General features: G+C 59.5%; 22 protein-coding genes, 1 pseudogene and 1 riboswitch. Of the genes and pseudogenes, 13 read left to right on the top strand and 10 right to left on the bottom strand.

The genetic code is table 11. The features are described 5' to 3' along the window. Positions 1 to 53 precede the first annotated feature (53 nt). The gene (locus DXT96_RS16660; RefSeq protein ID WP_153515583.1) at positions 54 to 1,496 is read left to right on the top strand and encodes an efflux transporter outer membrane subunit; all 1,443 of its coding nucleotides are present in this window, start codon (positions 54 to 56) and stop codon (positions 1,494 to 1,496) included. Between the two features lie 113 nt (positions 1,497 to 1,609). Here DXT96_RS16660 and efp read toward each other — a convergent pair whose 3' ends face one another. Then, positions 1,610 to 2,179: an elongation factor P gene (gene efp, locus DXT96_RS16655; RefSeq protein ID WP_149900622.1), complete on the bottom strand. Its 570-nt coding sequence runs from the start codon at positions 2,177 to 2,179 to the stop codon at positions 1,610 to 1,612. Positions 2,180 to 2,429: 250 nt separating this feature from the next. Here efp and epmA point away from each other — a divergent pair, with 250 nt between their 5' ends. The 3 genes from epmA (at position 2,430) to DXT96_RS16640 (ending at position 5,119) form a co-directional block, all read left to right on the top strand. Continuing rightward, a complete protein-coding gene (gene epmA / locus DXT96_RS16650; RefSeq protein ID WP_153515582.1) occupies positions 2,430 to 3,494 on the top strand; it encodes an EF-P lysine aminoacylase EpmA in 1,065 nt (354 codons plus the stop codon). Beyond that, entirely contained in the window at positions 3,491 to 4,555 is a 1,065-nt protein-coding gene (locus DXT96_RS16645) for a lysine-2,3-aminomutase-like protein (protein WP_153515581.1), read from the top strand. The genes epmA and DXT96_RS16645 overlap by 4 nt, the downstream gene beginning before the upstream one ends. A gap of 375 nt (positions 4,556 to 4,930) precedes the next feature. Continuing rightward, positions 4,931 to 5,119: a hypothetical protein gene (locus tag DXT96_RS16640; protein ID WP_045019798.1), complete on the top strand. Its 189-nt coding sequence runs from the start codon at positions 4,931 to 4,933 to the stop codon at positions 5,117 to 5,119. A 283-nt stretch (positions 5,120 to 5,402) separates the two neighbouring features. Here the strand turns inward: DXT96_RS16640 and DXT96_RS16635 are convergent, their stop codons facing one another. Further along, on the bottom strand, positions 5,403 to 5,639 hold the full coding sequence (locus tag DXT96_RS16635) for an Lrp/AsnC ligand binding domain-containing protein (RefSeq protein ID WP_003521320.1): 237 nt from the start codon (positions 5,637 to 5,639) through the stop codon (positions 5,403 to 5,405). 103 nt (positions 5,640 to 5,742) lie between these two features. Beyond that, positions 5,743 to 6,657, bottom strand: a complete 915-nt coding sequence (locus DXT96_RS16630; RefSeq protein ID WP_153515580.1) for a LysR family transcriptional regulator — start codon at positions 6,655 to 6,657, stop codon at positions 5,743 to 5,745. 130 nt (positions 6,658 to 6,787) lie between these two features. Between DXT96_RS16630 and DXT96_RS16625 the strand changes: the two genes are divergently transcribed. The 4 genes from DXT96_RS16625 (at position 6,788) to modC (ending at position 10,884) form a co-directional block, all read left to right on the top strand. Then, the gene (locus DXT96_RS16625; protein ID WP_153515579.1) at positions 6,788 to 8,071 is read left to right on the top strand and encodes an FAD-binding oxidoreductase; all 1,284 of its coding nucleotides are present in this window, start codon (positions 6,788 to 6,790) and stop codon (positions 8,069 to 8,071) included. Between the two features lie 193 nt (positions 8,072 to 8,264). Beyond that, positions 8,265 to 9,050, top strand: coding sequence for a molybdate ABC transporter substrate-binding protein (gene modA, locus DXT96_RS16620; protein ID WP_153515578.1), 786 nt, complete (start codon positions 8,265 to 8,267; stop codon positions 9,048 to 9,050). A gap of 53 nt (positions 9,051 to 9,103) precedes the next feature. After that, entirely contained in the window at positions 9,104 to 9,811 is a 708-nt protein-coding gene (modB, locus tag DXT96_RS16615; RefSeq protein WP_153515577.1) for a molybdate ABC transporter permease subunit, read from the top strand. Beyond that, positions 9,808 to 10,884 carry a molybdenum ABC transporter ATP-binding protein gene (gene modC / locus DXT96_RS16610; protein WP_153515576.1) on the top strand — a complete coding sequence of 359 codons (1,077 nt, stop codon included), beginning with the start codon at positions 9,808 to 9,810 and terminating at the stop codon, positions 10,882 to 10,884. The genes modB and modC overlap by 4 nt, the downstream gene beginning before the upstream one ends. On the opposite strand, the gene DXT96_RS16605 is transcribed toward modC, so the two are convergent. The 6 genes and pseudogenes from DXT96_RS16605 to thiC all read right to left on the bottom strand — a co-directional run bounded on the left by DXT96_RS16605 (position 10,853) and on the right by thiC (position 16,115). Further along, positions 10,853 to 11,248, bottom strand: a complete 396-nt coding sequence (locus tag DXT96_RS16605; RefSeq protein ID WP_153515575.1) for a winged helix-turn-helix domain-containing protein — start codon at positions 11,246 to 11,248, stop codon at positions 10,853 to 10,855. The genes modC and DXT96_RS16605 overlap by 32 nt on opposite strands. Further along, the gene (locus DXT96_RS16600) at positions 11,245 to 12,255 is read right to left on the bottom strand and encodes a P1 family peptidase (protein ID WP_153515574.1); all 1,011 of its coding nucleotides are present in this window, start codon (positions 12,253 to 12,255) and stop codon (positions 11,245 to 11,247) included. Before DXT96_RS16600 ends, DXT96_RS16605 begins: the two co-directional genes overlap by 4 nt. Before the next feature lie 88 nt (positions 12,256 to 12,343). Next, positions 12,344 to 13,117, bottom strand: coding sequence for a thiazole synthase (locus DXT96_RS16595; protein ID WP_153515573.1), 774 nt, complete (start codon positions 13,115 to 13,117; stop codon positions 12,344 to 12,346). A 4-nt stretch (positions 13,118 to 13,121) separates the two neighbouring features. After that, positions 13,122 to 13,319 (bottom strand): sulfur carrier protein ThiS, encoded by a 198-nt coding sequence (gene thiS / locus DXT96_RS16590; RefSeq protein WP_153515572.1) that lies wholly within the window; start codon positions 13,317 to 13,319, stop codon positions 13,122 to 13,124. Then, positions 13,288 to 14,290, bottom strand: a pseudogene (gene thiO / locus DXT96_RS16585) (glycine oxidase ThiO). Before thiO ends, thiS begins: the two are co-directional and overlap by 32 nt. Before the next feature lies 1 nt (position 14,291). Beyond that, the gene (gene thiC, locus DXT96_RS16580; RefSeq protein WP_153515613.1) at positions 14,292 to 16,115 is read right to left on the bottom strand and encodes a phosphomethylpyrimidine synthase ThiC; all 1,824 of its coding nucleotides are present in this window, start codon (positions 16,113 to 16,115) and stop codon (positions 14,292 to 14,294) included. A gap of 94 nt (positions 16,116 to 16,209) precedes the next feature. Beyond that, positions 16,210 to 16,321, bottom strand: a riboswitch (TPP riboswitch). A 183-nt stretch (positions 16,322 to 16,504) separates the two neighbouring features. Between thiC and DXT96_RS16575 the strand changes: the two genes are divergently transcribed. The 5 genes from DXT96_RS16575 to DXT96_RS16555 are packed head-to-tail and all read left to right on the top strand — an operon-like array spanning position 16,505 to position 22,293. Continuing rightward, positions 16,505 to 16,756 carry an acyl carrier protein gene (locus DXT96_RS16575; RefSeq protein ID WP_003504852.1) on the top strand — a complete coding sequence of 84 codons (252 nt, stop codon included), beginning with the start codon at positions 16,505 to 16,507 and terminating at the stop codon, positions 16,754 to 16,756. Further along, on the top strand, positions 16,756 to 17,937 hold the full coding sequence (locus DXT96_RS16570; protein ID WP_149900583.1) for an acyl-CoA dehydrogenase family protein: 1,182 nt from the start codon (positions 16,756 to 16,758) through the stop codon (positions 17,935 to 17,937). The genes DXT96_RS16575 and DXT96_RS16570 overlap by 1 nt, the downstream gene beginning before the upstream one ends. A gap of 4 nt (positions 17,938 to 17,941) precedes the next feature. After that, positions 17,942 to 18,850 carry an amino acid--[acyl-carrier-protein] ligase gene (locus DXT96_RS16565; protein ID WP_149900582.1) on the top strand — a complete coding sequence of 303 codons (909 nt, stop codon included), beginning with the start codon at positions 17,942 to 17,944 and terminating at the stop codon, positions 18,848 to 18,850. 6 nt (positions 18,851 to 18,856) lie between these two features. Beyond that, entirely contained in the window at positions 18,857 to 19,840 is a 984-nt protein-coding gene (locus tag DXT96_RS16560; protein ID WP_153515570.1) for a DUF1839 family protein, read from the top strand. After that, entirely contained in the window at positions 19,837 to 22,293 is a 2,457-nt protein-coding gene (locus DXT96_RS16555) for a glycoside hydrolase family 2 protein (protein ID WP_371418897.1), read from the top strand. The genes DXT96_RS16560 and DXT96_RS16555 overlap by 4 nt, the downstream gene beginning before the upstream one ends. Here the strand turns inward: DXT96_RS16555 and DXT96_RS16550 are convergent. Then, complete coding sequence (locus tag DXT96_RS16550; protein ID WP_153515569.1) at positions 22,261 to 24,081, bottom strand: hypothetical protein; 1,821 nt, start codon at positions 24,079 to 24,081, stop codon at positions 22,261 to 22,263. The genes DXT96_RS16555 and DXT96_RS16550 overlap by 33 nt on opposite strands. Positions 24,082 to 24,147 lie beyond the last annotated feature (66 nt).

The following is a 24,147-nucleotide window of genomic DNA, read 5'->3' as shown; positions in this document are numbered from 1 at the left end:
ATTTGTCAGCAAGCCGCGCTCGGTAAGCCAACCTATAGAATTGGGAAAATTATATGCTGTCTATTCGCGCAACTCTTCCCCTGACAATGCTGCTGCTTTCAGGCTGCGTCGTCGGACCCGACCACAAGACCCCGGAAATCCAATTGCCGGGAAAGTTCGCGGAAGCTGGGAAAACCGGTAATGGCGATATAAGCACCGTTGCATGGTGGACGGCCTTTAACGACAGCCGCCTGAACGGTTATGTTTCAACTGGCCTGGCGCAGAACCTGACCGTGATGCAGGCGATTGAGCGCATCAATCAGGCGGAAGCCCAGGTGATCGCGGCCGGCGCTGACGGTCTGCCGGGCCTGACGGCCAACGGCAGCCACACGACCAGCGGAACCAACGGCAGCTACCGTGATGTTCCCGTCACCAACGTGTCTTCGGGCAGCCTCAGCGTTTCCTGGTTGCTCGACCTCTTCGGTCGTTATCGCCGGGCAACGGAAAGCGCCAATGCATCGCTTGATGCCGCTTACTCTACCGTCGACGTCCAGCGCCTGACGCTGATTTCATCCGTCGCCGCAGCCTATATCGACGTGCGTTATTATCAGGAGCGTCTGGCGATTGCCCGCCAGAACCTGGGTTCCCGCCGCGAAACGCTTGACCTGACCAAGTTGCAGCTTGAAGCCGGCGCAGCGTCGCGCCTCGATGTCGTCCAGTCCGAAGGTCTGGTCAATTCCACGCTGTCGCAGATACCAGGCCTCGAAACCAGCTTCCGCAAGGCCGCACATCGCATCGCGACCCTGCTCGGCATGCCGGCCTCGTCGCTCATTGCTGAACTGCAAAAGGGCGCGCGCCAGCCTGTTGCGCGTGCTGTTCCCCGCACCGGTATTCCGGCCGACCTGATCCGCAACCGTCCGGACATTCGCGTCGCTGAACGCAATCTGGCCGCTGCGGTCGCCTCGATCGGCGTCGCTGAAGCTCAGCTTTATCCGAGCATCGAACTCGGTGGCGCGATCACCCCGAGCTACAATTTCCTGAGCGGCGGTGGCAGAGGAACGGCCAATAGCTGGTCGTTTGGCCCAAGCCTCGTTCTGCCGATCCTTGATGGCGGCAAACTCCGCGCCAATGTCGACCTGACCAACTCGCAGGCGCGTGAGCAATATCTCGTCTGGAAATCGACCGTTCTTAACGCAGTGGAAGAAGTCGAAAACGCTCTGGCCGCCGTCAATCGCGACCAGCGTACCGTCGACGCGCTGAGAAAGACCGTCGCCTCCTACCAGGAAGCGCTGCAGCTCTCCACCGCCAGCTACCGTGATGGTGCATCGTCTCTGCTCGACGTTCTGGATGCTCAGCGCTCGGTCTCGGATGCGCAGGCAAACCTTGCCACGGCGATCCAAACGACCGCACAGGACTATGTGTCACTGAACGTGGCGCTCGGCGGCGGCTATGCCGTTGGCCAGCCTGCCCCGAAGAAGGTGCCCGGCCCCACCCGGACCGCGGCGAAGGCTATGTAAGACACGCCACAAGGCAAACCAAAAAGCCCGCGTTTCGACGCGGGCTTTTTGTTATTCCAGACACAAAAAAAGCACCGGGTAACCGGTGCTTTTTATTTAACCCGCGATCAGGCTCAGCTCTTGGCGCGCTCGACGTAGGAATTGTCTTCCGTCGCGATGACAACGCGAATACCGGCATCGACATGCGGCGGAACCATGGTGCGGATGCCGTTGGAGAGGATTGCCGGCTTGTAGGAAGAAGAGGCCGTCTGGCCCTTCACGACCGGTTCCGTTTCCACGATTTCCAGCGTCACGTGGCGCGGCAGTTCAACAGACAGCGGATTGCCTTCGTGGATGGACAGAACGCAGGTCATGCCTTCCTGCAGATAGGCCTTCTGGTCGCCCATGGTGTCAACGTCGACAACCACCTGATCGTAGTTGGCCGGGTTCATGAAGTGGAAACCTTCGCCGTCTTCATAGAGGAACTGGAAGTTCAGGTCTTCGACGAAAGCCCGCTCGACCTGCTCGGTGGTGCGCCAGCGCTCGGAGACCTTTACGCCATCAACGATGCGGCGCATGTCCACCTGCGTGACCGGCGTGCCCTTGCCGGGATGAAAGTTCTGCGCGGTGAGAACAACGTAAAGCTTGCCGTCCACGTCGAGAACATTGCCCTTGCGGACGGATGAGGCGATAACCTTGACCATATGACTTCCTTGTAACTCGATGAAATGCGTCGTAAAGGACTGCGCGGCAGCACCGGCCCCGTCAGACATTTTGTCTTTTTTCTGGGGCGCAACTACCTTAAATCCGCGCGAATTGCCAGCCTTCTACAGCAATTCGCGGAAGAGTGCCTAGCGGTTTTCCGCCCGGAATTGCTTTAAATGACGCGATCAGGCGTTTTGCGGGGCGTTTAACCGCAACAGGCGCCGCAGAGAAGACGGAAAAGAAGAGAAGATGCGCGCAAACAACGAGACAATGTCGCCCTGGTGGACGCCCGACGTCCATGCCGACCGCCGCGCTTTTCTCATTGGCCGCAATGCGATCCAGTCGGCATTCCGCAGCCACTTTGCCCGCGCTGATTTTCTCGAGGTCGATACCGCCACCCTGCAGATTTCCCCCGGCAACGAGGCCCATCTGCACGCCTTTGCTACGGAGGGCCTGACGCCGGGCGGCGATGCCATACCGCTCTATCTCCACACCTCGCCGGAATTTGCCTGCAAGAAGCTGCTTGCCGCCGGTGAAAAACGCATTTCCTGTTTCGCCCATGTTTACAGGAACCGGGAAAGAGGCCCTTTGCACCATCCGGAATTCACCATGCTGGAATGGTATCGGGTCGGTGAAACCTATGAGAGCCTGATGAAGGACAGCGCCGATCTTCTGGCGCTGGCCGCTGAAACCACCGGCACAAAAAACTTCACCTATCGTGGCCGCAGCGTCGATCCCTTTCTCGAACCCGAACGCCTGAGCGTCGCCGAGGCATTCGAGCGTTATGCGGGGATAGACCTTCTGGCCACCATCAGCCGAAACGGTGAGACAGACGAGCGGCACCTCGCCGCCAGCCTCACCAATGCCGGCATCCGCGTCGCCGACGACGATACCTGGGCGGATATGTTCAGCCGCGTCATCGTCGAGCGGGTAGAGCCGGAACTGGGCTTCGGCCGCGCTACCATTCTCGATGAATACCCGACGAGCGAAGCAGCCCTCGCCCGCAAGTCTGCGAGGGATGTGCGCGTCGCAGAACGTTTCGAGCTTTATGCCTGCGGTGTGGAACTTGCCAATGCCTTCGGTGAATTGACCGACGCCACTGAACAGAGACGGCGCTTCGAAATGGAGATGGCCGAGAAGCGACGGGTCTATGGCGAGACCTATCCGCTGGATGAGGATTTTCTGGCGGCTCTCGCCATCATGCCGCCGGCCAGCGGCATCGCGCTCGGTTTTGACCGGCTGGTAATGCTGGCGACCGGCGCTCCCCGTATCGATCTCGTCATGTGGGCACCCGTTGCGGAATATGGACGATGACAAGGCTCGAAACCATCAAGACACCCGAAGCACTTGTCGAGGCGGGGCTGGTCGAGGCCAGCGCACTGGAGGGTCTGCGCGCGGTGACGCAGCGTTACGCGCTGGCGATCACGCCACCGATCGCCGATCTCATCGACAGCCGCGACCCGCAGGATCCCATTGCCAGGCAATTTGTGCCTGATACGGCCGAACTTATCCACCTTCCCGAAGAACGGGACGATCCGATCGGCGACGACGCCCGTAGCCCTGTGCATGGTATCGTTCATCGTTATCCCGACCGGGTTCTTTTAAAAGCGGTGCATGTCTGCCCCGTCTATTGCCGTTTCTGCTTCCGTCGCGAAATGGTCGGCCCGCAGGGCAACGGTATGATGAGCCCGGAGGAGCTGGACGCCGCATTCGACTACATAAATGCCAACTCGGCCATCTGGGAAGTCATCCTCACCGGTGGCGATCCGCTGGTGCTCTCGGCGCGACGCCTGTCCGACCTGATGAAGCGGTTAAAAGACATACCGCATGTGAAGATCGTCCGGTTCCATACCCGCGTGCCGGTCGTCGATCCTGAGCGCATCGACGGGCCGCTTATCGAAGCCCTCAAGGCCAGCGGCAAGACCACCTATGTGGCTCTGCACGCCAATCACGCACGCGAACTTGGCGACCACGCCAGAAGCGCCTGCGCGCGGCTGATTGATGCCGGCATAGCCATGGTCAGCCAGACGGTGCTTCTGAAGGGCGTCAATGACGACCCGGCAACTCTGGCCGAGCTTATGCGCGCCTTTGTTGAGACCCGCATCAAGCCCTATTACCTGCACCATCCCGATCTCGCCCCCGGCACCAGCCATTTCCGGCTAACGATCGAAGAGGGTCAGCGAATCGTTTCCGCCTTGCGGGGGAATCTCTCCGGTCTCTGCCAGCCGACCTATGTTCTCGACATACCCGGTGGCCACGGCAAGGCGGCAATTGGCAGAAATGCGGCCAAAAAAACCCGTGAGGGCTGTTATTCCGTAGCAGATTTCAACGGCAACGATCATATTTACCCGCCGCAGACACCCGGCAGCAATTAAAATAAAATAAAAAGCCCGCTGTGCCGGGCTTTTACAGGCGACCACCAACGAAAACAAAAATTTCACAATTCCGCCCCTCTCCTGTCATCATAAAGAAAAATATTCTACCTATAACAATCAGCATTGATTTTAGTGCAGGTCTGGAATATCAGTGTGTAACTGGAGAACGAGTCTCCTGATTCCGGGCCAACACCAATACAGGGAGTGTGTCATGTCAAAATATATAAACATTAACGCAATCCTTGGTCTTGTGTCCTGGAACGCTGGATTTAAATCCACGTGTTCCCGCTGCTGTCGAATGTGACTTAACGGTCTCAATTTCCTGAAATTCAGTTCGACAACATGCTGTGAAGTAGCCACAGCGGGAGTATATCTATGCAAAAGCAAGTTATTGAATTCGCTGGCGAACCCGTCGGCATCGTCATACCGGACAATGACCGGTTGAAGTTCATCGCGGTAAAGTTCCACGTTCACGATCTGGACGAACAGAAGTTCGACAGTGCCGATGACGTGCGGATCGCAATCCGTGATCTCGTGCGCAATCGGAATCTGGCCGCGGCCTGATGCGGGAAAACTATCGCCCGCTCACAGAACCGTCAAAACCAAAGCGCGCCAAATATCGGACCCCAAATTGCGGGCCGATGGCGCGCTTTTATTTTGCATGACAATTCGTCTGCCGGCGTGACGCAGCCCATTCAGGGTGTATCAAAACACGCCGATCCGCTGATCTGAAAAGCCCCGACAAGGCCCCCCCCCAAAGACACACATCTTGATCTAATGAAGCGGCGTACCGCCCCAGGGAGCACCATCGCCTTTACAGCGATGTGCCTATGAAGGCTTATCCGCGTCAGAACGCAGTAAAGGTCAGCGTCGTCAGCGAGCGGACGATCCCCGGAATATTGACGATGTTCTGGTTGATGAACTTGCCGATATCCTCTTCCTGCGGAAGATAGATTTTCAGCAGCAGATCATATTCGCCACTGGTTGAATAAAGCTCGGAAACCAGTTCGGTTTTATAGATGGCGTCGGCGACATCATAAGTCTTGCCGGGCTCACACTGAAGCTGAACAAAAATGGGCTTCACGGACATCTCCCGTATTGGAACTTTCGGTGTGTGGCGTCTGACGCCACACGTCATGGCGCACTATTGGCTGAGCCGCACCAGACTTGCAAGACCGCCCGCCGGTTTACGCCGAAAACGCCCCTGCCCCACGCGCCGCCTCGGCAACGATCCAGTGCCGGAAGCTCTCAAGCGGCGCATAACCGGCGCGATCAGGCATACAGGCAAGATAATAGGCCTCTTCGCTTTCCACTTCCCCCGCAACAGCCGCAACCAGACGCCCGCTTCGCAACTCCTCCTCGATCATGAAGGACGGAATGAGCGATACGCCGAGCCCCGCACCTGCAGCCTCGGCGATGGTGGTGAACTGATCGAAAAGCATGCCGTGCACATTGTCGAAACGCACATCATGGCTGCGAAACCATTGTTCCCAGGCATCCGGCCGGGTCGTCATATGCAGCAGCGGCACCTGCAACAGATCGCCCGGCCTTGAAAGTCCATGGCGCTCCCTGAAGGCGGGGCAGCATACCGGAATGACCTTTTCATGCATCAGGAAAACCAGCTCGGTGCCCGGCCAGTGCGGCAGACCGAAATGGATCGCCGCATCGACGGTATCGGTCCGAAAATCGAACAGTGACGACCGCGTCAGAAGATTGACCGAAACACCCGGATGCCGGGCGATGAAATCGGGAAGGCGCGGCACGAGCCAGCGCGTGCCGAAGCTGGGCAGAACACCGAGATTGAGCGTGCCCCCATCCGGATTGGCGCGCAGATTAAGCGAAGCGGTCGATATGCGCCGCAGGGCTTCGCGAATTTCCCGCGCATACCCTTCCCCCGCCCGCGTCAGCCGGATCGTCTGCCGCTCGCGGAGAAACAGCGCCACACCAAGCTGTTCTTCCAGCGCCAGGATTTGCCGGCTGACAGCGCCCTGCGTCAGACCGAGTTCCCTCGCCGCAGCGGTGACGCTGCCCGCCCGCGAAGCGGCTTCGAAGGCCGCCAGCAGCGAAAGCGACGGCAGAAAACGGCGCGGCGGCAGAACCATATTCCCTCACGGAATGAACTCTTGACGATATGTCGATATTCAACAGGTATGGTCACTTGTAAAGTCTCATAAACAAGGGCTTGTCACTCATACGAAAAACAAATGAACTGGCCCGGAATATGGTGGAACGATGTATAACGACCCCCGCTCGCACGGCCTCTGGGAAAAGACCGCACCGCAGCCGCCCGTAACACCCGCCTTGCAGGGCTCGGCGGTTGCCGATGTCGTGATCGTCGGTGGCGGCTTCACCGGGCAATCCGCCGCCCTGCATCTTGCTGAAAGAGGCGTAGACGTCGTCCTTCTCGAGGCTAAGGAAATCGGCTTTGGCGGCGCAGGCCGTAATGTCGGCCTCATCAATGGCGGCATGTGGGTCATGCCCAGGGAATTGCCGGGTGTATTGGGCGAGGTTTACGGCGAACGCCTTCTCGGCCTTCTGGGCGATGCACCATTGCTCGTCCGCGCACTGGTGGAAAAACACGAGATTTCCTGCGAGATCGAAAAAAACGGCACCCTGCATTGTGCCGTCGGCGAGAAAGGCCTCGCGGAAATTCGCGAGCGCTGCGAACAATGGGCGGCGAGAGGCGCGCCTGTCCGTGTTCTCGATGCCGATGAAACTGCAAGGCGCACCGGCAGCACTGGCTATTCCGGCTCTCTTCTGGACACCCGCGCCGGCACGATTCAGCCGCTTGCCTATGTTCGTGGTCTAGCGGCCGCCGCGCAAAAGGCAGGGGCGCGGCTGCACACCGCAAGCCCCGTGGTGGCAACCGAACGCAGCGGTGGACAATGGGTGGTGAAGACGCCGCAGGGATCGGTAACCGCCAACTGGATCGTCGTCGCCACCGAAGCCTATAGCACAGGCCCCTGGCAGATTGTCCGCGATGAACAGACCTACCTGCCCTATTTCAACTTCGCCACAAAGCCACTCGGCGACAATCTGCAAAAGAGCATTTTGCCGGGCCGTGAGGGCTGCTGGGATACGAAGGAAATCCTCTCATCCTTCCGCATGGACAAGGCTGGCCGACTGGTCTTCGGCAGTGTCGGCGCCCTGCGCGGCACCGGCGCCGCCATTCACCGGGCCTGGGCGAAGCGCTCGCTGAAGCGTCTTTTCCCGCAACTCGGGGATACGGAATTCGAATGTGAATGGTATGGCCAGATAGGCATGACCGACAATGCCGTGCCGCGCTTTCACAAATTCGCGGACAATGTCGTCGGCTTTTCAGGCTATAACGGCCGGGGAATCGCACCCGGCACCGCTTTCGGCAAGGTGATTGCACAGCATATTCTGGGTGACATAGCCGAAAGCAACCTGCCCCTGCCGATCACGGAACCCAAGGCACAGGCTTTCCGTGCGGTGAAGGAAGCTTACTACGAAGCTGGCGCGCAGATCGCCCATTTCGCCGGCGAGCGTTTCTGATCAGCTATGCCTGCAATGTTAGGCACAGGCCGAACATGACGAATGAGAGGTTTTCGAACTTTTTTCACTGACCGCACCAGCCAAAGCTGCGACCTTTTCCCCGACCCATCGATATATTCTTGAAAATATAATGATTGCCCTATAGGCCTATCGATATATTCATCAAAATATCTCGAAACGGGGGTAACAGACCATGAGACGTCGTAGCTTCTTCAAAACCATTGTTGCAGCCACATCCTTCTGGGCGGCAGCGTCCTTTGCGGCGGTTCCGGCCCATGCCGCCGAAAAAGTTACGGTCTTTGCTGCCGCGAGCATGAAAAACGCGCTCGACGCCATCAATGCCGAATGGGCGAAGGACAGCGGCAACGAAGCGACCGTTTCTTATGCCGCAAGCTCCGCGCTCGCCAAACAGATCGAACAGGGCGCGCCGGCAGATATCTTCATTTCCGCTGACCTTGCATGGATGGACTATGTCGCCGAAAAGAAGCTGATCAACGCTGACAGCCGCTCCAATCTTCTCGGTAACCGCATCGTTCTCGTCGCTCCCGCAGACAAGGCAAAGCCCGTCGATATCAAGCAGGGCTTCGATCTTGCTGCTCTGGTGGGCGATGGCCGTCTGGCCATGGGTGCGGTCGATTCCGTTCCGGCTGGTAAATACGGCAAGGCTGCGCTGGAAAAGCTCGGCGCCTGGTCTTCGGTTGAAAAGAAAGTCGCCGGCGCGGAAAGCGTGCGTGCCGCGCTGCTGCTCGTCTCGCGCGGCGAAGCACCCTATGGCATCGTTTACCAGACCGACGCCGCCGCTGATCCGGGCGTGAAGATTGTCGGCACCTTCCCGGAAGACAGTCACCCGCCGATCATCTACCCGGTCGCCGTTCTTTCGGAAGCAAAGTCCCCGGCAGCAAAGGCCTATCTGGATTTCCTGAAGTCGGCCAAGGCAACGCCCTTCTTCGAAAAGCAAGGCTTTACCGTTTTGAAATAAGCTTGCCTCAGGCCCACCTCCCGGTGGGCCATGAAACTTGACGATTGCAGGATATGGCATTGCATTGGTGGACACTCAGCCCCGAAGAATGGACGGCAATCAGGCTCAGCCTGTGGGTGTCCTCCATCGCCATGTTCGCCAGCCTGCCCTTCGGCATTGCAGTAGCCGTGGCGCTTGCCCGCGGCCGCTTCTGGGGCAAGTCGCTGCTGAACGGCATTGTCCATCTGCCGCTCATTCTGCCGCCCGTCGTTACCGGCTTCCTGCTGCTCGTTCTCTTCGGCCGCAGGGGCGCCATCGGGCAATTTCTCGATAGCTGGTTCGGCATCGTCTTTTCTTTCCGCTGGACCGGGGCGGCGCTCGCCTGCGCCGTCATGGCCTTCCCGCTGATGGTGCGCTCCATCCGCCTCTCCATCGAAGCGGTGGACCGCAAGCTGGAAGAGGCAGCGGGAACATTGGGGGCAAGCCCGTTCTGGGTATTCCTCACCGTTACCCTGCCTTTGATCCTGCCCGGCATCATCGCCGGCATGATCCTCGCTTTCGCCAAGGCGATGGGCGAATTCGGCGCAACCATCACCTTCGTGTCCAATATTCCGGGCGAAACCCAGACGCTTTCCGCCGCCATCTATACCTTTACGCAGGTGCCCGGCGGCGACGCCGGCGCATTGCGGCTGACCATCGTTTCCGTCGTGATCTCCATGCTCGCCTTGCTCGTCTCGGAGTTTCTGGCCCGCATCATCGGCAAACGGGTGAGCATGGAATGACGCTCTCGGTCTCCACTCGCCATCGCCTCGGCTCCTTCGAACTCGACGCGTCATTCACCTCCGAAGGCGGCGTGACCGCACTGTTCGGGCGCTCCGGCTCCGGCAAGACCTCGATGATCCGCATCATTGCCGGCCTGCTGCGGCCGGATGAAGGAAAGGTCTCGCTCGATGGCGAAGTACTGGCCGATAGCGGAAAGCGGCTGTTCCTGCCGGCGCATAAACGCCGTTTCGGTTATGTCTTTCAGGAGGCGCGGCTGTTTCCGCATCTCAGCGTGGCGCAGAATCTAAATTATGGCAGATGGTTCACCTCAGACAAAACGAAGGTCGTACAAGAAGACCATATCGTCGACATGCTGGGCATCGGCCATCTTTTGCAGCGCCGTCCGAACAAACTCTCGGGCGGCGAAAAACAGCGCGTTGCCATCGGCCGCGCCTTGCTCTCTTGCCCCAGACTGCTGCTGATGGACGAACCGCTCGCCTCGCTGGACGAGCAGCGCAAAGCCGAGATCATTCCCTATCTCGAGCGGCTGCGCGACGAGACGAAAATTCCGATCGTTTATGTCAGCCATTCCATCCAGGAAGTAGCCCGCCTTGCCGACCGCATTGTGGTGATGAAAGACGGTAAGGTGGAAGCCGAGGGAACCGCGGCCGAAGTTCTGGGGAGACCCGATTTCAGCAGCCATCTGGAGCGGCGGGAAGCGGGCAGCATCCTGTCAGGGCACATCGAAAGCTTCGATGAGCGGCACGGGCTTGCCGCCGTCAGACTCAACACAGCGCTGCTTCAGGTTCCGGCAAAAATGGGAGCACCCGGCAGCCCTGCACGGGTGCTGATACCGGCTCGCGATGTCATGCTGGCTTTGGTGAAACCCGAAGGCCTTAGCGCACTCAACATTCTCGAAGGCCATATTGCAGATATCTCGGTCAGCGAGGGCGGCATGGTGACAGTTCAGGTGGATTGCGGTGGCGATATCATCCAGTCACGCATCACCGACCTCTCGCGCGAACGCCTGCAACTGGAGCCCGGCAAAGCGGTGCATGCGATCATAAAATCGGCGGCTCTCGATCCGTATTGACGGCGGCCTGCGGATTACGATTGGCCTCCAGCCAGTCGATATCCTGACGCAAGACTTCGTTCATCTGCTTTTGCATGCCGCGATAACGTTCCAGCAATTCAGCACCGAAGGCGGTCAGCGCCGCCCCGCCTCCCTGCTTGCCGCCGCGCTGGGATTCGATCACCGGTTGCCTGAACATATGGTTCAGCGCATCGACCAGCAGCCATGCTCGGCGATAGGACATGTCCATTGCCCGGCCGGCGGCAGAGATCGAGCCGGTCTCCACAATCAGCTCCATCAACTCTATCTTGCCATGGCCCAGACGTTCTCCTGGCGGAAAATCGATGCGGAGAACGGGTTTCAGCGGCGGACGTGTCTCGCTCATCGTTCAAAGACCCCGGCATGAAGATCGCAATAGGCTTTCTGCGCACCCTGCTGCGGCAGGGCCGTCGCCTCGTAGACGCCGCGCGCCACCGCTCGCGCCATCACGATGGTGGCCAAATGACAAAGTTCGGCGAAATGAACTCCGCCCTCCAGCGGCTTCTCCCCGGTCGCGGCCGCAAACACGGTGTCGCCGTCGCTCGGCAGATGAGCGGGCAGTACGGCGCGGGCCAGCCCATCATGCGCCATGATGGAAAGGCGATGCGCCTGCGCTTTTGTTAGGACGGCATCGGTCACGACAGCGCCGATGGTCGTAGCGGTAAGATTGACGCCCTTCAGCCGAAGCGCGGTATCATCCGCCGTGAAGCGTCCGGGAAAACCACAATCGCCGAATTCACCCTGCACTTCGAAAGGCGCGGACCAGAAATGGCGGCTGGTGCCGACAGTTGCCGAGCCAAGCGCATTGACGGCAACGATGGCAGCCACTTTGTAACCGCCGGAACTGATGGCACTGGCTGAACCCAGACCACCCTTGAAGGTGGCGGTCGTCGCACCCGTTCCTGCACCCACCGTTCCGAGTTCGAAAGCCTCGCGGCCTGCCGCCTTGAAAGCCGCATACCCCATCTCGCGATAGGGCGAATGCAGCCCCCAGTCCTTGTCACCACCATTCAGCAAATCCATGAGGATTGCCTGCGGTACGATGGGAACGCGGGCGGAGCCAACCTGCAACCCACGACCAATTTCGCGCAATCCGGCCTGAACGCCGCCCGCCGCATCCAGTCCGAAGGCTGAACCGCCTGATAAAACCAGGGCATCCACCGTTTCAACCGTCATCGCGGGGTCGAGCAGGCCGGTGTCACGCCCGCCCGGCGCACCGCCGAGAACCGAACCGGAGGCGATGACGGGCTTTTCGAAAACAATCGCCGTGACGCCGGAGCCGAGGGAGAGATCGGTGACATTGCCGACCGAAACGCCGTCGATATCCGTGAGAAGATTGTTGCGTGCCGCCATGCCGTTCCCCTTTCCTCCCGGTATCCCGCCGCCGCAGGGCACTGTCAACGCAAAAGGTGACGTGCCCGACCTTGGCGGAAAACCGCGATCAGGAGAATACCGCCGTCCCGATAACAGGTGTCGATGGAATGGCCATGTCCCTCGGCTCCAGCGGCCCAGACAGAAAGGCTTGATGGCCAGCCTCGATTGCACGAGCGAAAGCCTCCGCCATGCCGACCGGATCACCCGCCCCGGCAACCGCGGTATTAAGTAGAACGGCATCATAGCCAAGTTCCATCACCGTCACCGCATGCGACGGTCGGCCGATGCCGGCATCGACAATCAGCGGCACATCGGGAAACCGCGCCCGCATCGATTTCAGCGCCGTCAGATTGAGCGGTCCCATGGCGCTGCCAATCGGCGCGCACCAGGGCATCAGCACCCTGCAGCCGGCATCCAGCAGTTTTTCAGCCACGACGAGATCGTCCGTCGTATAGGGAAAGACCTCGAACCCATCGTCGCAAAGGATTTTCGCCGCTTCGACCAATGCAAAGACATCAGGCTGCAACGTGTCGTGATGGCCGATGATCTCCAGCTTGATCCAGTTGGTGCAAAACACATCGCGGGCCATCTTCGCCGTCAGCACGGCTTCCTTCACGGTATGGCAACCGGCAGTATTGGGGAGGATATAGCGATCCAGTTCGCGGATCAGCTCGAAAAACTGCCCACCCTTCTTGCCGCCCGCCGTCTCCCGGCGCAACGAAATCGTCAGAATATCCGTATTGCTGGCCCGCACCGCACCGTCAAGCACGGCGGGGGAAGGATAACGCGCCGTACCGAGAAGAAGGCGGGACGAGACCTCACGGCCATAAAGCGTCAGCATGACCTCAACCTCCCTGCATCGGCGAAAGGATTTCGACCCGGTCGAAGGCCTTCAGCAGGTAATCGGCACGTTCTTCCGAATGCACCAGATCGCCATTGACCGCCGTTGCCAGCCACTCACCGTCGTAATCGAGGCTAGCGAGCAAGCCGGCCAGCGTTTCAGTGGCGAGATCAAGCTCGTCGCCATTGACAAGAAGTTTCATGATCCTGTTCCTTTCGGGAGAGTTTGGCAGATGATGCCTGCTGCCTGCCGCGCCATTGCCGGCGAAAGCAGAAAGCCGTGCCGGTGCGCACCATTGATGAAGATCGTCCGCCCGTCCTCGATGACTTTAGGCAGATTGTCGGGATAGGCCGGACGCACGCCCGTGCCGGTCTCGATGATTTCCGCTTCCGCAAAGGCCGGATGCACGGCATAGGCGGCGTTCAGGAATTCCATCATCGAGCGAGCGGAAATCGCCCCGGCATCCTCCGTCTCGATCATCGTCGCGCCCACCATGAAGCGGCCGGGCTCGCGTGGCACGATGTAAAGCGGAATGCGCGGATGCAGCAGCCGGACGGGACGGGACAGGGAAATCTCCGACGTGGCGAGATAAAGCATCTCTCCCCGAACGCCGCGAAGGCCGGAAATTTCTCCTACCGCCGCAGACCCGATGCAATCCACCACCCGGTCGAACCGCTGTTCATCCACCGAAACGCCCATATGAAACCGCACGCCCATACCGCAAAGCCGCTCATAGAGTGACTTCAGCGCAAAGCGCGGATCGAGATGCCCCTCGTCCGGAAAATAAAGCCCGGACCGGAACCGCCCGGCAAGATCGGGCTCCAGAGCGGCGATCTCGCCCTCATCCACCCAGCGATAGCCGCCGGTCCTCGATGCGAAACGCGAAAGCTCCGTCCGGTCGCGCGCAGGTGCAACGACCAGCGTGCCGTTTCGGACGACCAAACCGGGGGTCGCCTCGTCCCACCAGTTAAGCGCCGCCTTGCCGAGCGTCAGAACCGCCTCTTCCGCGCTTTCACGCTCGCACCAGGGCGCCAACATACCGCCCGCATAGAACGACGCCCCGCGAGAAGGCTCGGCATTGCGCTCCGAGACCTCGACAGCAACGCTGCTCCGCGCCAGCTCGAAGGCCGCCGTCAATCCGGCGACCCCCGTTCCCTTGACAAGGACGCGCATTCTATTCGGCGTTCGCAGGCGTCGGAAGCGGCATATAAAGCTCGCCGCCTTCCTTGAAGCGGGCGGCCATCGCCTCCAGCCCCTCCTTCTGCGCCTCGGCGCGGATATCGTGGGAAATCCGCATCGAGCAGAATTTCGGCCCGCACATGGAGCAGAAATGCGCAACCTTGTGCGCCTCCTTCGGCAGGGTCTCATCATGGAAGGACCGCGCAGTATCCGGGTCGAGCGACAGGTTGAACTGGTCTTCCCAGCGGAACTCAAACCTTGCGCGCGACAGCGCATCATCCCGCACCTGCGCCGCCGGATGACCCTTGGCAAGATCGGCAGCATGGGCGGCGATCTTGTAGGTAATGACGCCAACCTTCACGTCGTTGCGATCAGGCAGGCCGAGGTGTTCCTTGGGCGTGACGTAGCAAAGCATCGCCGTGCCAAACCAGCCGATCATCGCCGCCCCGATACCTGACGTGATATGGTCGTAACCGGGCGCGATATCGGTGGTCAGCGGCCCAAGCGTATAGAAGGGCGCCTCGCCGCAGGTCTTCAGCTGCTTGTCCATATTCTCCTTGATCTTGTGCATCGGCACATGGCCGGGGCCTTCGATCATCACCTGGCAATCCTTGGCCCAGGCGATCTGCGTCAGCTCCCCCAGCGTTTCCAGCTCGGCAAACTGCGCCGCGTCGTTGGCATCGGCAATCGAGCCGGGACGCAAGCCATCGCCCAGCGAGAAGGAGACGTCATAGGCGCGGCAGATATCGCAAATCTCGTCGAAATGCTCATAAAGGAAGCTTTCGCGATGATGATGCAGACACCACTTGGCCATGATCGACCCACCGCGGGAGACGATGCCGGTAACGCGGTTGACGGTGAGCGGAATGTAATGCAGCCGCACGCCGGCATGGATGGTGAAATAATCCACACCCTGCTCCGCCTGTTCGATCAGCGTATCGCGAAACACCTCCCAGTTGAGGTCTTCGGCAATGCCATTGACCTTCTCCAGCGCCTGATAAAGCGGCACCGTGCCGATCGGCACCGGTGAATTGCGGATGATCCATTCGCGGATATTGTGAATGTTGCGCCCGGTCGAGAGGTCCATGACGGTATCCGCACCCCAGCGGATCGCCCAGACCATCTTCTCCACCTCTTCCGCCATGGAGGACGTAACGGCGGAATTGCCTATATTGGCGTTGATCTTCACCAGAAAATTACGGCCGATGATCATCGGCTCAAGTTCCGAATGATTGATATTGGCGGGAATGATGGCCCGGCCCGACGCCACTTCCTGCCGAACGAATTCCGCCGTCACGTAATCAGGGATATGCGCGCCGAAACTCTCGCCGTCGCGCACCAGCTTCTCCTTGGCCGCCTCGCGCCCGAGATTTTCGCGGATGGCGATGAATTCCATTTCCGGGGTGATGATGCCGGCCCGCGCATAGGCAAGCTGTGTCACCGCTTTGCCGGCAGTCGCCCTGAGTGGCTGGTGGCGCACGGAAAATTCCGGGGTCAGGCGCTCGCCGGTGGCAAAGCCGTTATCTTCCGGCTTAACATGCCGGCCCTCGTAAGCCTCAACATCACCGCGTGCCACGACCCAGTCGTGACGCAGTCGCGGCAGACCCTTTTCAATCAGAACGGGATGTGTGGGATCGGTGTAGGGACCGGAGGAATCATAGACTGTTACCGGCGGTTCGCCCGCCGTCGGGTGCACCGCGATCTCGCGCATCGGCACGCGAATATGCGGATGCAGGATTCCCGGTTTATGGATTTTCGTGGAGGCGGCATGCGGTCCGGTGGTAACCGACAGCGGGGTAGTCTTGGCAACGATATTCATCATGAGGCTCCAAAGTTTGACAGTGGAGACCCAGTTCGAGCCGGAATGATGGAAAATACCGCAGCGCCGACAGCGCATTGCACACGCCAGCCGACATCAGGTCTTTGCACCGTCCCTACGCCAGTATGAACTGGATCAGGTTCAACGGGTCACTGCGCATGAAAGCAGAATCTCAGCCCCTTGACGGGACACCCCTGGTGAATGGCTCACAGCAAAAAACACCGGCCGCCTTTTGTCAAGGCCGCCGATCAACGCTTGGCAAAGGTGCGGGAATGGCGCATGCTGCCGTTAGTTGTAATTAACCTAACGGTTTAGGTGAATATTATCGTTTGCGACATAACGATAAGCACAAACCTTCCTAATGTTAATTTCATTGGAGATCCGTCGGAATGAATGCGACTATTCGTGAAATACTGGCAAAATTCGGCCAGCTTCCCACCCCCGTCGATACGATTGCAGATGAAGCAGATCTTTATGCGGCAGGCCTCTCTTCCTTTGCATCGGTGCAATTGATGCTGGGCATCGAAGAAGCATTCGATATCGAGTTTCCCGACAATCTGCTGAACCGCAAGTCCTTCGCCAGCATCAAGGCCATTGAAGACACCGTTAAGCTCATTCTGGATGGTAAAGAGGCTGCCTGATGAACGTGACCGTAGCGCCGCAGGATGAAACGCTGTCCGCGCGCGCGGGCCGTGTCGCGACCATTGCCGCCAAACATGCAGACGAGGTGGATGTCACCGGCAGCTTCCCGCAGGAAGCCGTCGATGCACTGCGGCAGGAACGCCTGCTGGGCATCCAGGTCCCCTCCTCGCTGGGCGGCGAAGGCGCATCCCTGCAGCAAATCGCCGATATCTGCGCCCGGCTTGGCCAGGCCTGTTCGGCAACGGCGATGATTTTCGCCATGCACCACATCAAGCTGTCCAGCCTGGTGGAACATGGCGAGACAAGCGCATGGCATGCGGGCTTCATGAGCCGCATCGCCGGTGAACAGCTTCTGCTCGGCTCCGCAACCACCGAGGGCGGCATTGGCGGCAATCTGCGCAATTCCATCTGTGCGATCGAGGTCGAGGGCGAATTTTGCCGGCTGGAAAAGGACGCCACCGTCATTTCCTATGGCAGCAATGCCGATGCGATCCTCATCACCTCGCGCGCCCACAAGGATGCCGCGCCGGCCGATCAGGTGATGACCGTTTTCCTGAAAAGCCAGTATACGCTCGAAAAGACCCATATCTGGGATACGCTCGGCATGCGCGGCACCTGTTCGGACGGTTTCCTGTTTCGTGGCGAGGCTCCCGCAGCGCAGATTTTCCCGAAACCTTTTGCGGAAATCGCCGCGCAATCCATGCTCGCAAGCTCCCATCTTCTGTGGAGCGCCGTCTGGTACGGCATCGCGTCGGATGCGGTGCTGCGCGCGCAATCCTTTGTCAGGGCCGCGGCACGCAAGTCGCCCGGCACCGCTCCTCCCGGCGCGATCCGGCTTGCCGAGGTTTCCACCAAGCTGCAGGTGGTGAAATCCAACATCATTGCCGGCATCAAGGCTTACGAGGACACCAAGAGCGATGCCGAAAAGCTGATGTCGATGGCTTTTGCTGTCGCCATGAACAATGTGAAGATCTGCTCTTCGGAAACCATTCTCGAGATCATCGACCACGCCATGCTGGTCTGCGGCATCATGGGTTACAAGAACGGCACGCCCTACAGCCTCGGCCGGCATCTGCGCGACGCGCATTCCGCCCGTTTGATGATTTCCAACGACCGTATTCTCGGCAATTCCGCCAACCTCCTGCTGGTTCACAGGCAGGACACCAGCCTCTTGGGATAAGACCATGGACATGCAAACATCGTTCCTCGATCGACTGTTCGAAGAAGGCCTGCTGATTGAAACCGGTGTGGACGGTCTTTATGGCCGCAGTGGCCAGTTCGAGGACGTGATTGCCGCATTCGAGCGGCTGATCGACCGCACGGGCGCCGCCGATGGCGCCGAAGCGATCCGTTTTCCGCCCGGCATCAACCGCGCCTATTTTGAAAAAAGCGGCTACATGAAGAGCTTTCCGCAGTTGGCCGGCACAGTCCATTCCTTCTGCGGCTGCGAGCTTGACCATGTCAGCCTTCTGAAATCCATGGATGAGGGCGAAGACTGGACCAAGGACCAGAAAGCCACCGACATCGTCCTGACGCCGGCGGCCTGCTATCCGCTTTATCCGACGATCGCCAAGCGCGGCGCGCTACCTGCCGGCGGCGGTCTCTATGACATCCAGTCCTATTGTTTCCGCCATGAGCCCTCCAAGGATCCGGCGCGCCAGCAGCTTTTCCGCATGCGTGAATATGTTTGCATGGGCACCGAGTCCGACGTCACCGAATTCCGCCAGACCTGGATGGATCGCGGCGTGGAGATGATGAAGGCGGTCGGGCTCGACGTCACCATCGATGTCGCCAACGATCCTTTCTTCGGCCGTGCCGGCAAAATGCTCGCCAACAACCAGCGTGATCAGAACCTGAAATTCGAACTGCTGATCCCGGTCACATCGACGACCAACCCGACAGCCTGCATGAGCTTCAACTATCATCAGGATGCCTTCGGCCAGAAATGGGGCCTCAACCTCGCCAACGGCGATGTCGCCCATACCGCCTGCGTCGGTTTCGGCCTTGAGCGCATCGCGCTGGCGCTGTTTGCCCATCATGGTCTGGATGTGAAGAAATGGCCTGCAAAGGTCGTGGAAACCCTCTGGGGCTGATTATCCATGCGGCAGATTTTCCCCGGTCTCGATCCCAAAAACTATGTGCAACATCCGCTCCATTCTTCCGAGAGGATGTGGCCGGAAACCAATTGCTACATTGATTTGTGGATCGAGGTGCTGGCGGCCAGGGGCCTGCCGCCGGAAGCCATGTTCGGTTTCACCCTCACACAGGATTTCGAGGGTGACCAGTTCACCTTCTTCAAGGTGCCGCTGGAAGATCTCGAAGCGCTTTATGGCGTTCGCGCCACCGAGCTTGCGATCTTTGACCGGGTGGAAAACCACATCGAAGCGCAACTGGAGCGCGGCCGCATCTGCCTGATCGAGATGGACAGCTTCTATATGCCCGATACCCATGGGGTGAGCTATCAGAAGGAACACGGCAAAACCACCGTCGCCATCAACCGGCTCGACCTGGCGAACCGGGAACTCGACTATTTCCACAATGCCGGCTTTTTCCATCTGTCAGGTGAAGATTTCGACGGCTTGTTCCAGCATCATCTCGCCGAAACTGATCCACCCTTCCTGCCCTACACCGAATTTGCGAAATTCGCAGACAGCAATGCCTCGCCGGCGCATATTCGCAAGACGGCCGAACGGCTGCTGAAGTTTCATTTTTCAAGACGGCCATCCACCAATCCGGTCAGGGCTTTTTCAGCCGTATTTCCGGCCCAGGTGGAAAAGGTTGCCGACAGGCCTTTCGGCTTCTTCCACAAATATGCCTTCAACACGCTGCGCCAGCTCGGCGCCAATTTCGAACTGGCGGCAAGCCATCTCGAATGGCTGGACAAGCAAGGTTTTTCTGAAGCAAGAGACCACGCGCTGCGCATCTCCGAGGTTGCCAAAACCGTGCAGTTCCAGCTTGCCCGCGCCGTCACCCGCCGTAAATTCGACGCGCTGGCCTCCGTGCTCGATCCGGCAGCAGACGCATGGGATGGCTTGATGGAAAGCCTTGCGGCGAAACTATCTGATGCCAGCGAGGCCGCGTGAGAACCTATCTCCCGGGCGAAAGCGAAGAATTGCTGAGTGAAGGCTGGACGCTGACACTGACGCCCGCCGATGCTTACGAGACGCCCTCTGAAATCCCGGCAGCGCTTGAAAGCCTGCACGTCTCCGTTCCCGGCACCGTGGCGCAGGCACTGGAAATGGCAGAAAAATTCGATCGGTTTGCCCCTGTCGCGCTGAACGACAAGGATGCCTGGTATCGGCTGACGATGATTTCCGATACGCGGGAGCGGGCCACCCTGCGCTTCGATGGCCTCTCCACCATTGCCGAAATCTTCTTCAACGGCGAACTGATCGCCGCCAGCCAAAGCATGTTTGAAAGGCTGGAAGTACCGGTCCAAATGACAGGCGCAGACGAGCTTTCGATCTGCTTTCGGGCACTCGGCCCGAGGCTCGAAAAAACCGGTCCGCGCGCCCGCTGGCGCCCACAGATGATGAATACACAGGGGTTGCGGCTGATCCGCACCACGGCGCTCGGCTATATGCCCGGCTGGTGCCCGGAAATCCATGCCGCCGGCCCATGGCGACCCATCAGCCTCATCAAGCAGGAAAGCGTGCTTTGCAGCCTGCGATCTTCACTTGACGATACCGGCACGGGAAAGGTCAGCATCGTTCTAGAAGCGAACCGCGACATTCATTCCGCACGGGTGATTTGCGCTGGTTACAGCATCAATCTTTCAAAGGGCGAAAACGGCAGGCTCCTAGGCGAACTGCTCATACCGGGCGTCGAAATCTGGTGGCCACACACCCATGGCAGGCCCGCACTGCACGATGTCGTTCTGGAGTTGGACGGCAAGCAACACAGGCTCGGGCGCACCGGCTTTCGCCAGATTGAGATCGATCACGGCGAGGACGGCAACGGTTTCGGGCTCAAAGTGAACGGGCAACCCGTTTTCTGCCGTGGGGCGGTATGGACGACGGCCGACATCGTGCGCCTGCCGGGAACGCGGCCGGACTACGAGCCATGGCTCAAAAAAGCAGCCGAAGCCGGCATGAACATGATCCGCATCGGCGGCACCATGGCTTATGAGACACCGGAATTCTTCGCGCTTTGCGATGAACTCGGCATCATGGTCTGGCAGGACGCCATGCTTGCCAATTTCGATTACCCGGCAAAGGATGAGAGCCTGCGCCAGCATATCGTTACGGAAATCTCGCAATTCTTCGAGGCGACAGCGCTTTCTCCGTCGCTCACCGTTTTCTGCGGCGGCAGCGAAATATACCAGCAGGGCGCCATGCTCGGCCTGCCGGAACAGATATGGAAGGTGACGCTCACCGAGGAGATTATTCCGGACGTGATGGCTGAGAAACGGCCGGATACGGCCTACGTCGCCAATTCACCCTCTGGTGGCGCGTTGCCATTTTTCCCCAATGCCGGGGTCGGTCACTACTATGGGGTGGGCGCCTATTGCCGTCCGCTGGAAGATGCCCGCCGCGCCGATGTGCGCTTTGCCGCCGAGTGCCTGGCCTTTTCCAATATTCCCGAACAGGAAACGCTGGACAAATATCTTCCCGGCGTGGCCGTGCATGATCCACGCTGGAAAGCCCGCACGCCGCGCGATCGCGGCGCGTCGTGGGATTTCGAAGATGTTCGCGATCACTATCTAAAGCTGCTTTACGAGGTTGAGCCGGACGTTCTGCGACGCGAGGATGGCGGGCATTATCTCGACATGTCCCGCGCAGCAACGGCCGAGGTCATGGAGGCGACCTTCGCCGAATGGCGGCGCAGCGGTTCCTCTTGCCAGGGCGCGCTGGTCTGGACCCTGCAGGATCTCGTTCCCGGTGCTGGCTGGGGTATCATCGACGCCACCGGCCGGCCCAAATCCGTCTGGCACGCATTAAAGCGGGCGTTCCGCCCCACTCAGCTCAGCCTTTCCGATGAAGGCACCAACGGGCTGGACATCCATCTCATCAATGAAACCAGCGAGAGCTTTGACGCCATGCTGGAACTGACCTGCTTGCGCGACGGCATGCAGCCAGTCGTGCACGCCAAACGCCCGCTGACGCTTTCACCGCGGCAGAGCCAGATAATTGCCTCAACCGATTTGTTTGGCGCCTTTTTCGATACGACCTATGCCTATCGTTTCGGCCCGCCATCCCATGATGTCACGGTCGCCCGGCTTCGTGATGTCGCAACCGGGCTTGTCATCGCCGACGCCTTCAATTTCCCGCTCGGCCGGAAAAAGGCGCTGCATGCCGCCAGTCTGGCTCCGGGTATCAGCGAAACCAACGGCAACTGGTCGCTCGAAATCGGTACGGACCGGCTGGCGCAATCCGTCCATGTGTCGGCAGAAGGCTATCTCGCTTCGGAAAATTGGTTCCACCTCGCCCCCGGCGAGAACAAGACAATCAATCTCGTGCCGGAAACCGGCACGGTCGAAACGCCACCTTCCGGCGAGGTGGTATCATTGGGGTCCGGCCGGCGCTTCGCCTTTTAGAGCCAGCCGCTTCACCGCATCGATAAAGATTTTTTTCGCTTCCGGAGTCGAAAGATTGTGATCGGCATCGGCAATAATTGTCAGCGACACATTCTGATAGGCCGAAAGCCCACGACCATCGGCATCGAAATAATAGCGGAAATGCTCAAGCCCGTCGTCATTGTCGCTGTAGAGCAGGCTAACGGCGGTGCCCTTTGCCTTGAGTGAATCGAATGCACCGTAAACGGCGCGGCCTTCTTCACTGCCCCGGCGGAACAGCCTTGCCGTTTTTGTCGAGAGCTTCTTCATCGTCGCCTTGACGATGTTCAGTCCGGCACTGACGACATCGACATCGCCGCTGAAGAGGCGCTTGAATGTCGCCCCCTGGCGAAACCGCTGGCTATACTCCCCAAACGAACGCGGCCGTTTGTGCAGTGCTTCATCAACCGAGCGGCCTTTCTGCCAGTGGAAGACGACCGGGTTGACCGCCGCTACTGCGCTGATCCGACTATCCGCAAGCGCGCCGTTGAAGGCGAGATAGGCGCCGCTGCACCGGCCGGCCGCGATGAGGGGACCTTTGCCGCGCCGCTCAAGAAAATCGAGTGCGGCAGCGACATCGTCATTCTGCGAGGCATCATAAAGAACCTGATCCGGCACATTTTTGACCGGCGGGCTGTCGGCAATATTGGCCGCATCGAAGCGCAGCGAAGCGACACCGGCACGCGCAAGGGCACGGGCGGTCTGCACTGAAAGCCTGCCCCAGCCCGCATGCCGGTCATAGGCCGCGCCAAGCAGAAGGACCGAAGAAACCGGTTGCCGATGATCCGGCTCGCAAAAAATGCCGAAAAGCCGTCCGCCCTCGCCAAACTGCACCGGCTGTTCGAAAAAACCCTGGCCGCGCTGTGGCGCGTTGATGGTGAAATCTTCCGGGAGTGCCGCAGGGTTCCCGGCATGGGTCTGTGACAAGACCCAATTCACCAAGAGGTTCACGACGTCGCCGGATATTTTCGAAAGCGTCGGGCTGGAAACGAGATCGTCATAACCCGAAAACGCCGCCTCCCTCACCTCGCCGCCTATCGTGGCAAGATGTCTGGCGAAATCACTGTCCGTCACCCGACCGGCTCTCGCCAGCACAAGGACATGGCGGGCTGGAACAGTTTCAAGACTGGAAAGATTGATTTTTTTGATCGTATCCGCAACGCCTGCCGGCATGGCCATGCCGGCAATCGCCCCGGGCTGCGCCAGACGTTGCCCGGAAAGAAGACCAAGACCATCATCGATCATCGACGACCACATTGCCAGTTCGCGCAGATAGGCACGGCCGGAGACGACCGGCGCCAGAAAAGCCATCGAACCGACCTCCAGAGCACCGGCAAGCGCCTGAGCGGCGATCGGGCAACCGAGACCCTGAGCGACAACGACAACCCCGGAGCAGCCGGAAAGACGCTTCAGATAATCAAACGCCGCGCGCGTGTCGGAAAGCCAGTCGGCCGCCCGGCCCGCATCTTCCGGTTCAAGCGCGTCACCTGCGCCAAGATAATCAAACCGCAGGCTGGCAACGCCGGAAGCGGCCAGCCGCTCGGCCAGAACCCGCTGGAACTTGCGGCTGCATAGCTCTTCCATGCCCCACGGGCTGACGAAAAGAACCGCATGATCCCGTTGCACATCATTGCGCGCCGGATGAAAAATACCGGCAAGCCCTTCAAAAGAAACAGGATGCGCGATCATCCCATCCGCTGAAATGTCGAAAAGCTGCCGTGAATCAAGGAGAGGTTCGCTGCCTGCACGCTCTGAAATATCTATCGCCATCGACCTTGCCACTATTGCGCCAGCGTCTGGCTCAACCACTACGGGATCACTATACCCAAGTGTCTT

The organism is Agrobacterium sp. ICMP 6402 (assembly GCF_009498615.1).
Taxonomy (GTDB): domain Bacteria; phylum Pseudomonadota; class Alphaproteobacteria; order Rhizobiales; family Rhizobiaceae; genus Agrobacterium; species Agrobacterium burrii.
This window is presented reverse-complemented; position numbering and strand designations above follow the sequence as displayed.

What these genes read in the sequence shown, in the direction of transcription:
- DXT96_RS16660 (WP_153515583.1), top strand. Translation starts at nt 54, where the DNA reads ATGCTGTCTATTCGCGCAACTCTTCCCCTGACAATGCTGCTGCTTTCA.
- efp (WP_149900622.1), bottom strand. Translation starts at nt 2,179, where the DNA reads ATGGTCAAGGTTATCGCCTCATCCGTCCGCAAGGGCAATGTTCTCGAC.
- epmA (WP_153515582.1), top strand. Translation starts at nt 2,430, where the DNA reads ATGCGCGCAAACAACGAGACAATGTCGCCCTGGTGGACGCCCGACGTC.
- DXT96_RS16645 (WP_153515581.1), top strand. Translation starts at nt 3,491, where the DNA reads ATGACAAGGCTCGAAACCATCAAGACACCCGAAGCACTTGTCGAGGCG.
- DXT96_RS16640 (WP_045019798.1), top strand. Translation starts at nt 4,931, where the DNA reads ATGCAAAAGCAAGTTATTGAATTCGCTGGCGAACCCGTCGGCATCGTC.
- DXT96_RS16630 (WP_153515580.1), bottom strand. Translation starts at nt 6,657, where the DNA reads ATGGTTCTGCCGCCGCGCCGTTTTCTGCCGTCGCTTTCGCTGCTGGCG.
- DXT96_RS16625 (WP_153515579.1), top strand. Translation starts at nt 6,788, where the DNA reads ATGTATAACGACCCCCGCTCGCACGGCCTCTGGGAAAAGACCGCACCG.
- modA (WP_153515578.1), top strand. Translation starts at nt 8,265, where the DNA reads ATGAGACGTCGTAGCTTCTTCAAAACCATTGTTGCAGCCACATCCTTC.
- modB (WP_153515577.1), top strand. Translation starts at nt 9,104, where the DNA reads ATGGCATTGCATTGGTGGACACTCAGCCCCGAAGAATGGACGGCAATC.
- modC (WP_153515576.1), top strand. Translation starts at nt 9,808, where the DNA reads ATGACGCTCTCGGTCTCCACTCGCCATCGCCTCGGCTCCTTCGAACTC.
- DXT96_RS16605 (WP_153515575.1), bottom strand. Translation starts at nt 11,248, where the DNA reads ATGAGCGAGACACGTCCGCCGCTGAAACCCGTTCTCCGCATCGATTTT.
- DXT96_RS16600 (WP_153515574.1), bottom strand. Translation starts at nt 12,255, where the DNA reads ATGGCGGCACGCAACAATCTTCTCACGGATATCGACGGCGTTTCGGTC.
- DXT96_RS16595 (WP_153515573.1), bottom strand. Translation starts at nt 13,117, where the DNA reads ATGCTGACGCTTTATGGCCGTGAGGTCTCGTCCCGCCTTCTTCTCGGT.
- thiS (WP_153515572.1), bottom strand. Translation starts at nt 13,319, where the DNA reads ATGAAACTTCTTGTCAATGGCGACGAGCTTGATCTCGCCACTGAAACG.
- thiC (WP_153515613.1), bottom strand. Translation starts at nt 16,115, where the DNA reads ATGAATATCGTTGCCAAGACTACCCCGCTGTCGGTTACCACCGGACCG.
- DXT96_RS16575 (WP_003504852.1), top strand. Translation starts at nt 16,505, where the DNA reads ATGAATGCGACTATTCGTGAAATACTGGCAAAATTCGGCCAGCTTCCC.
- DXT96_RS16570 (WP_149900583.1), top strand. Translation starts at nt 16,756, where the DNA reads ATGAACGTGACCGTAGCGCCGCAGGATGAAACGCTGTCCGCGCGCGCG.
- DXT96_RS16565 (WP_149900582.1), top strand. Translation starts at nt 17,942, where the DNA reads ATGGACATGCAAACATCGTTCCTCGATCGACTGTTCGAAGAAGGCCTG.
- DXT96_RS16560 (WP_153515570.1), top strand. Translation starts at nt 18,857, where the DNA reads ATGCGGCAGATTTTCCCCGGTCTCGATCCCAAAAACTATGTGCAACAT.
- DXT96_RS16550 (WP_153515569.1), bottom strand. Translation starts at nt 24,081, where the DNA reads ATGGCGATAGATATTTCAGAGCGTGCAGGCAGCGAACCTCTCCTTGAT.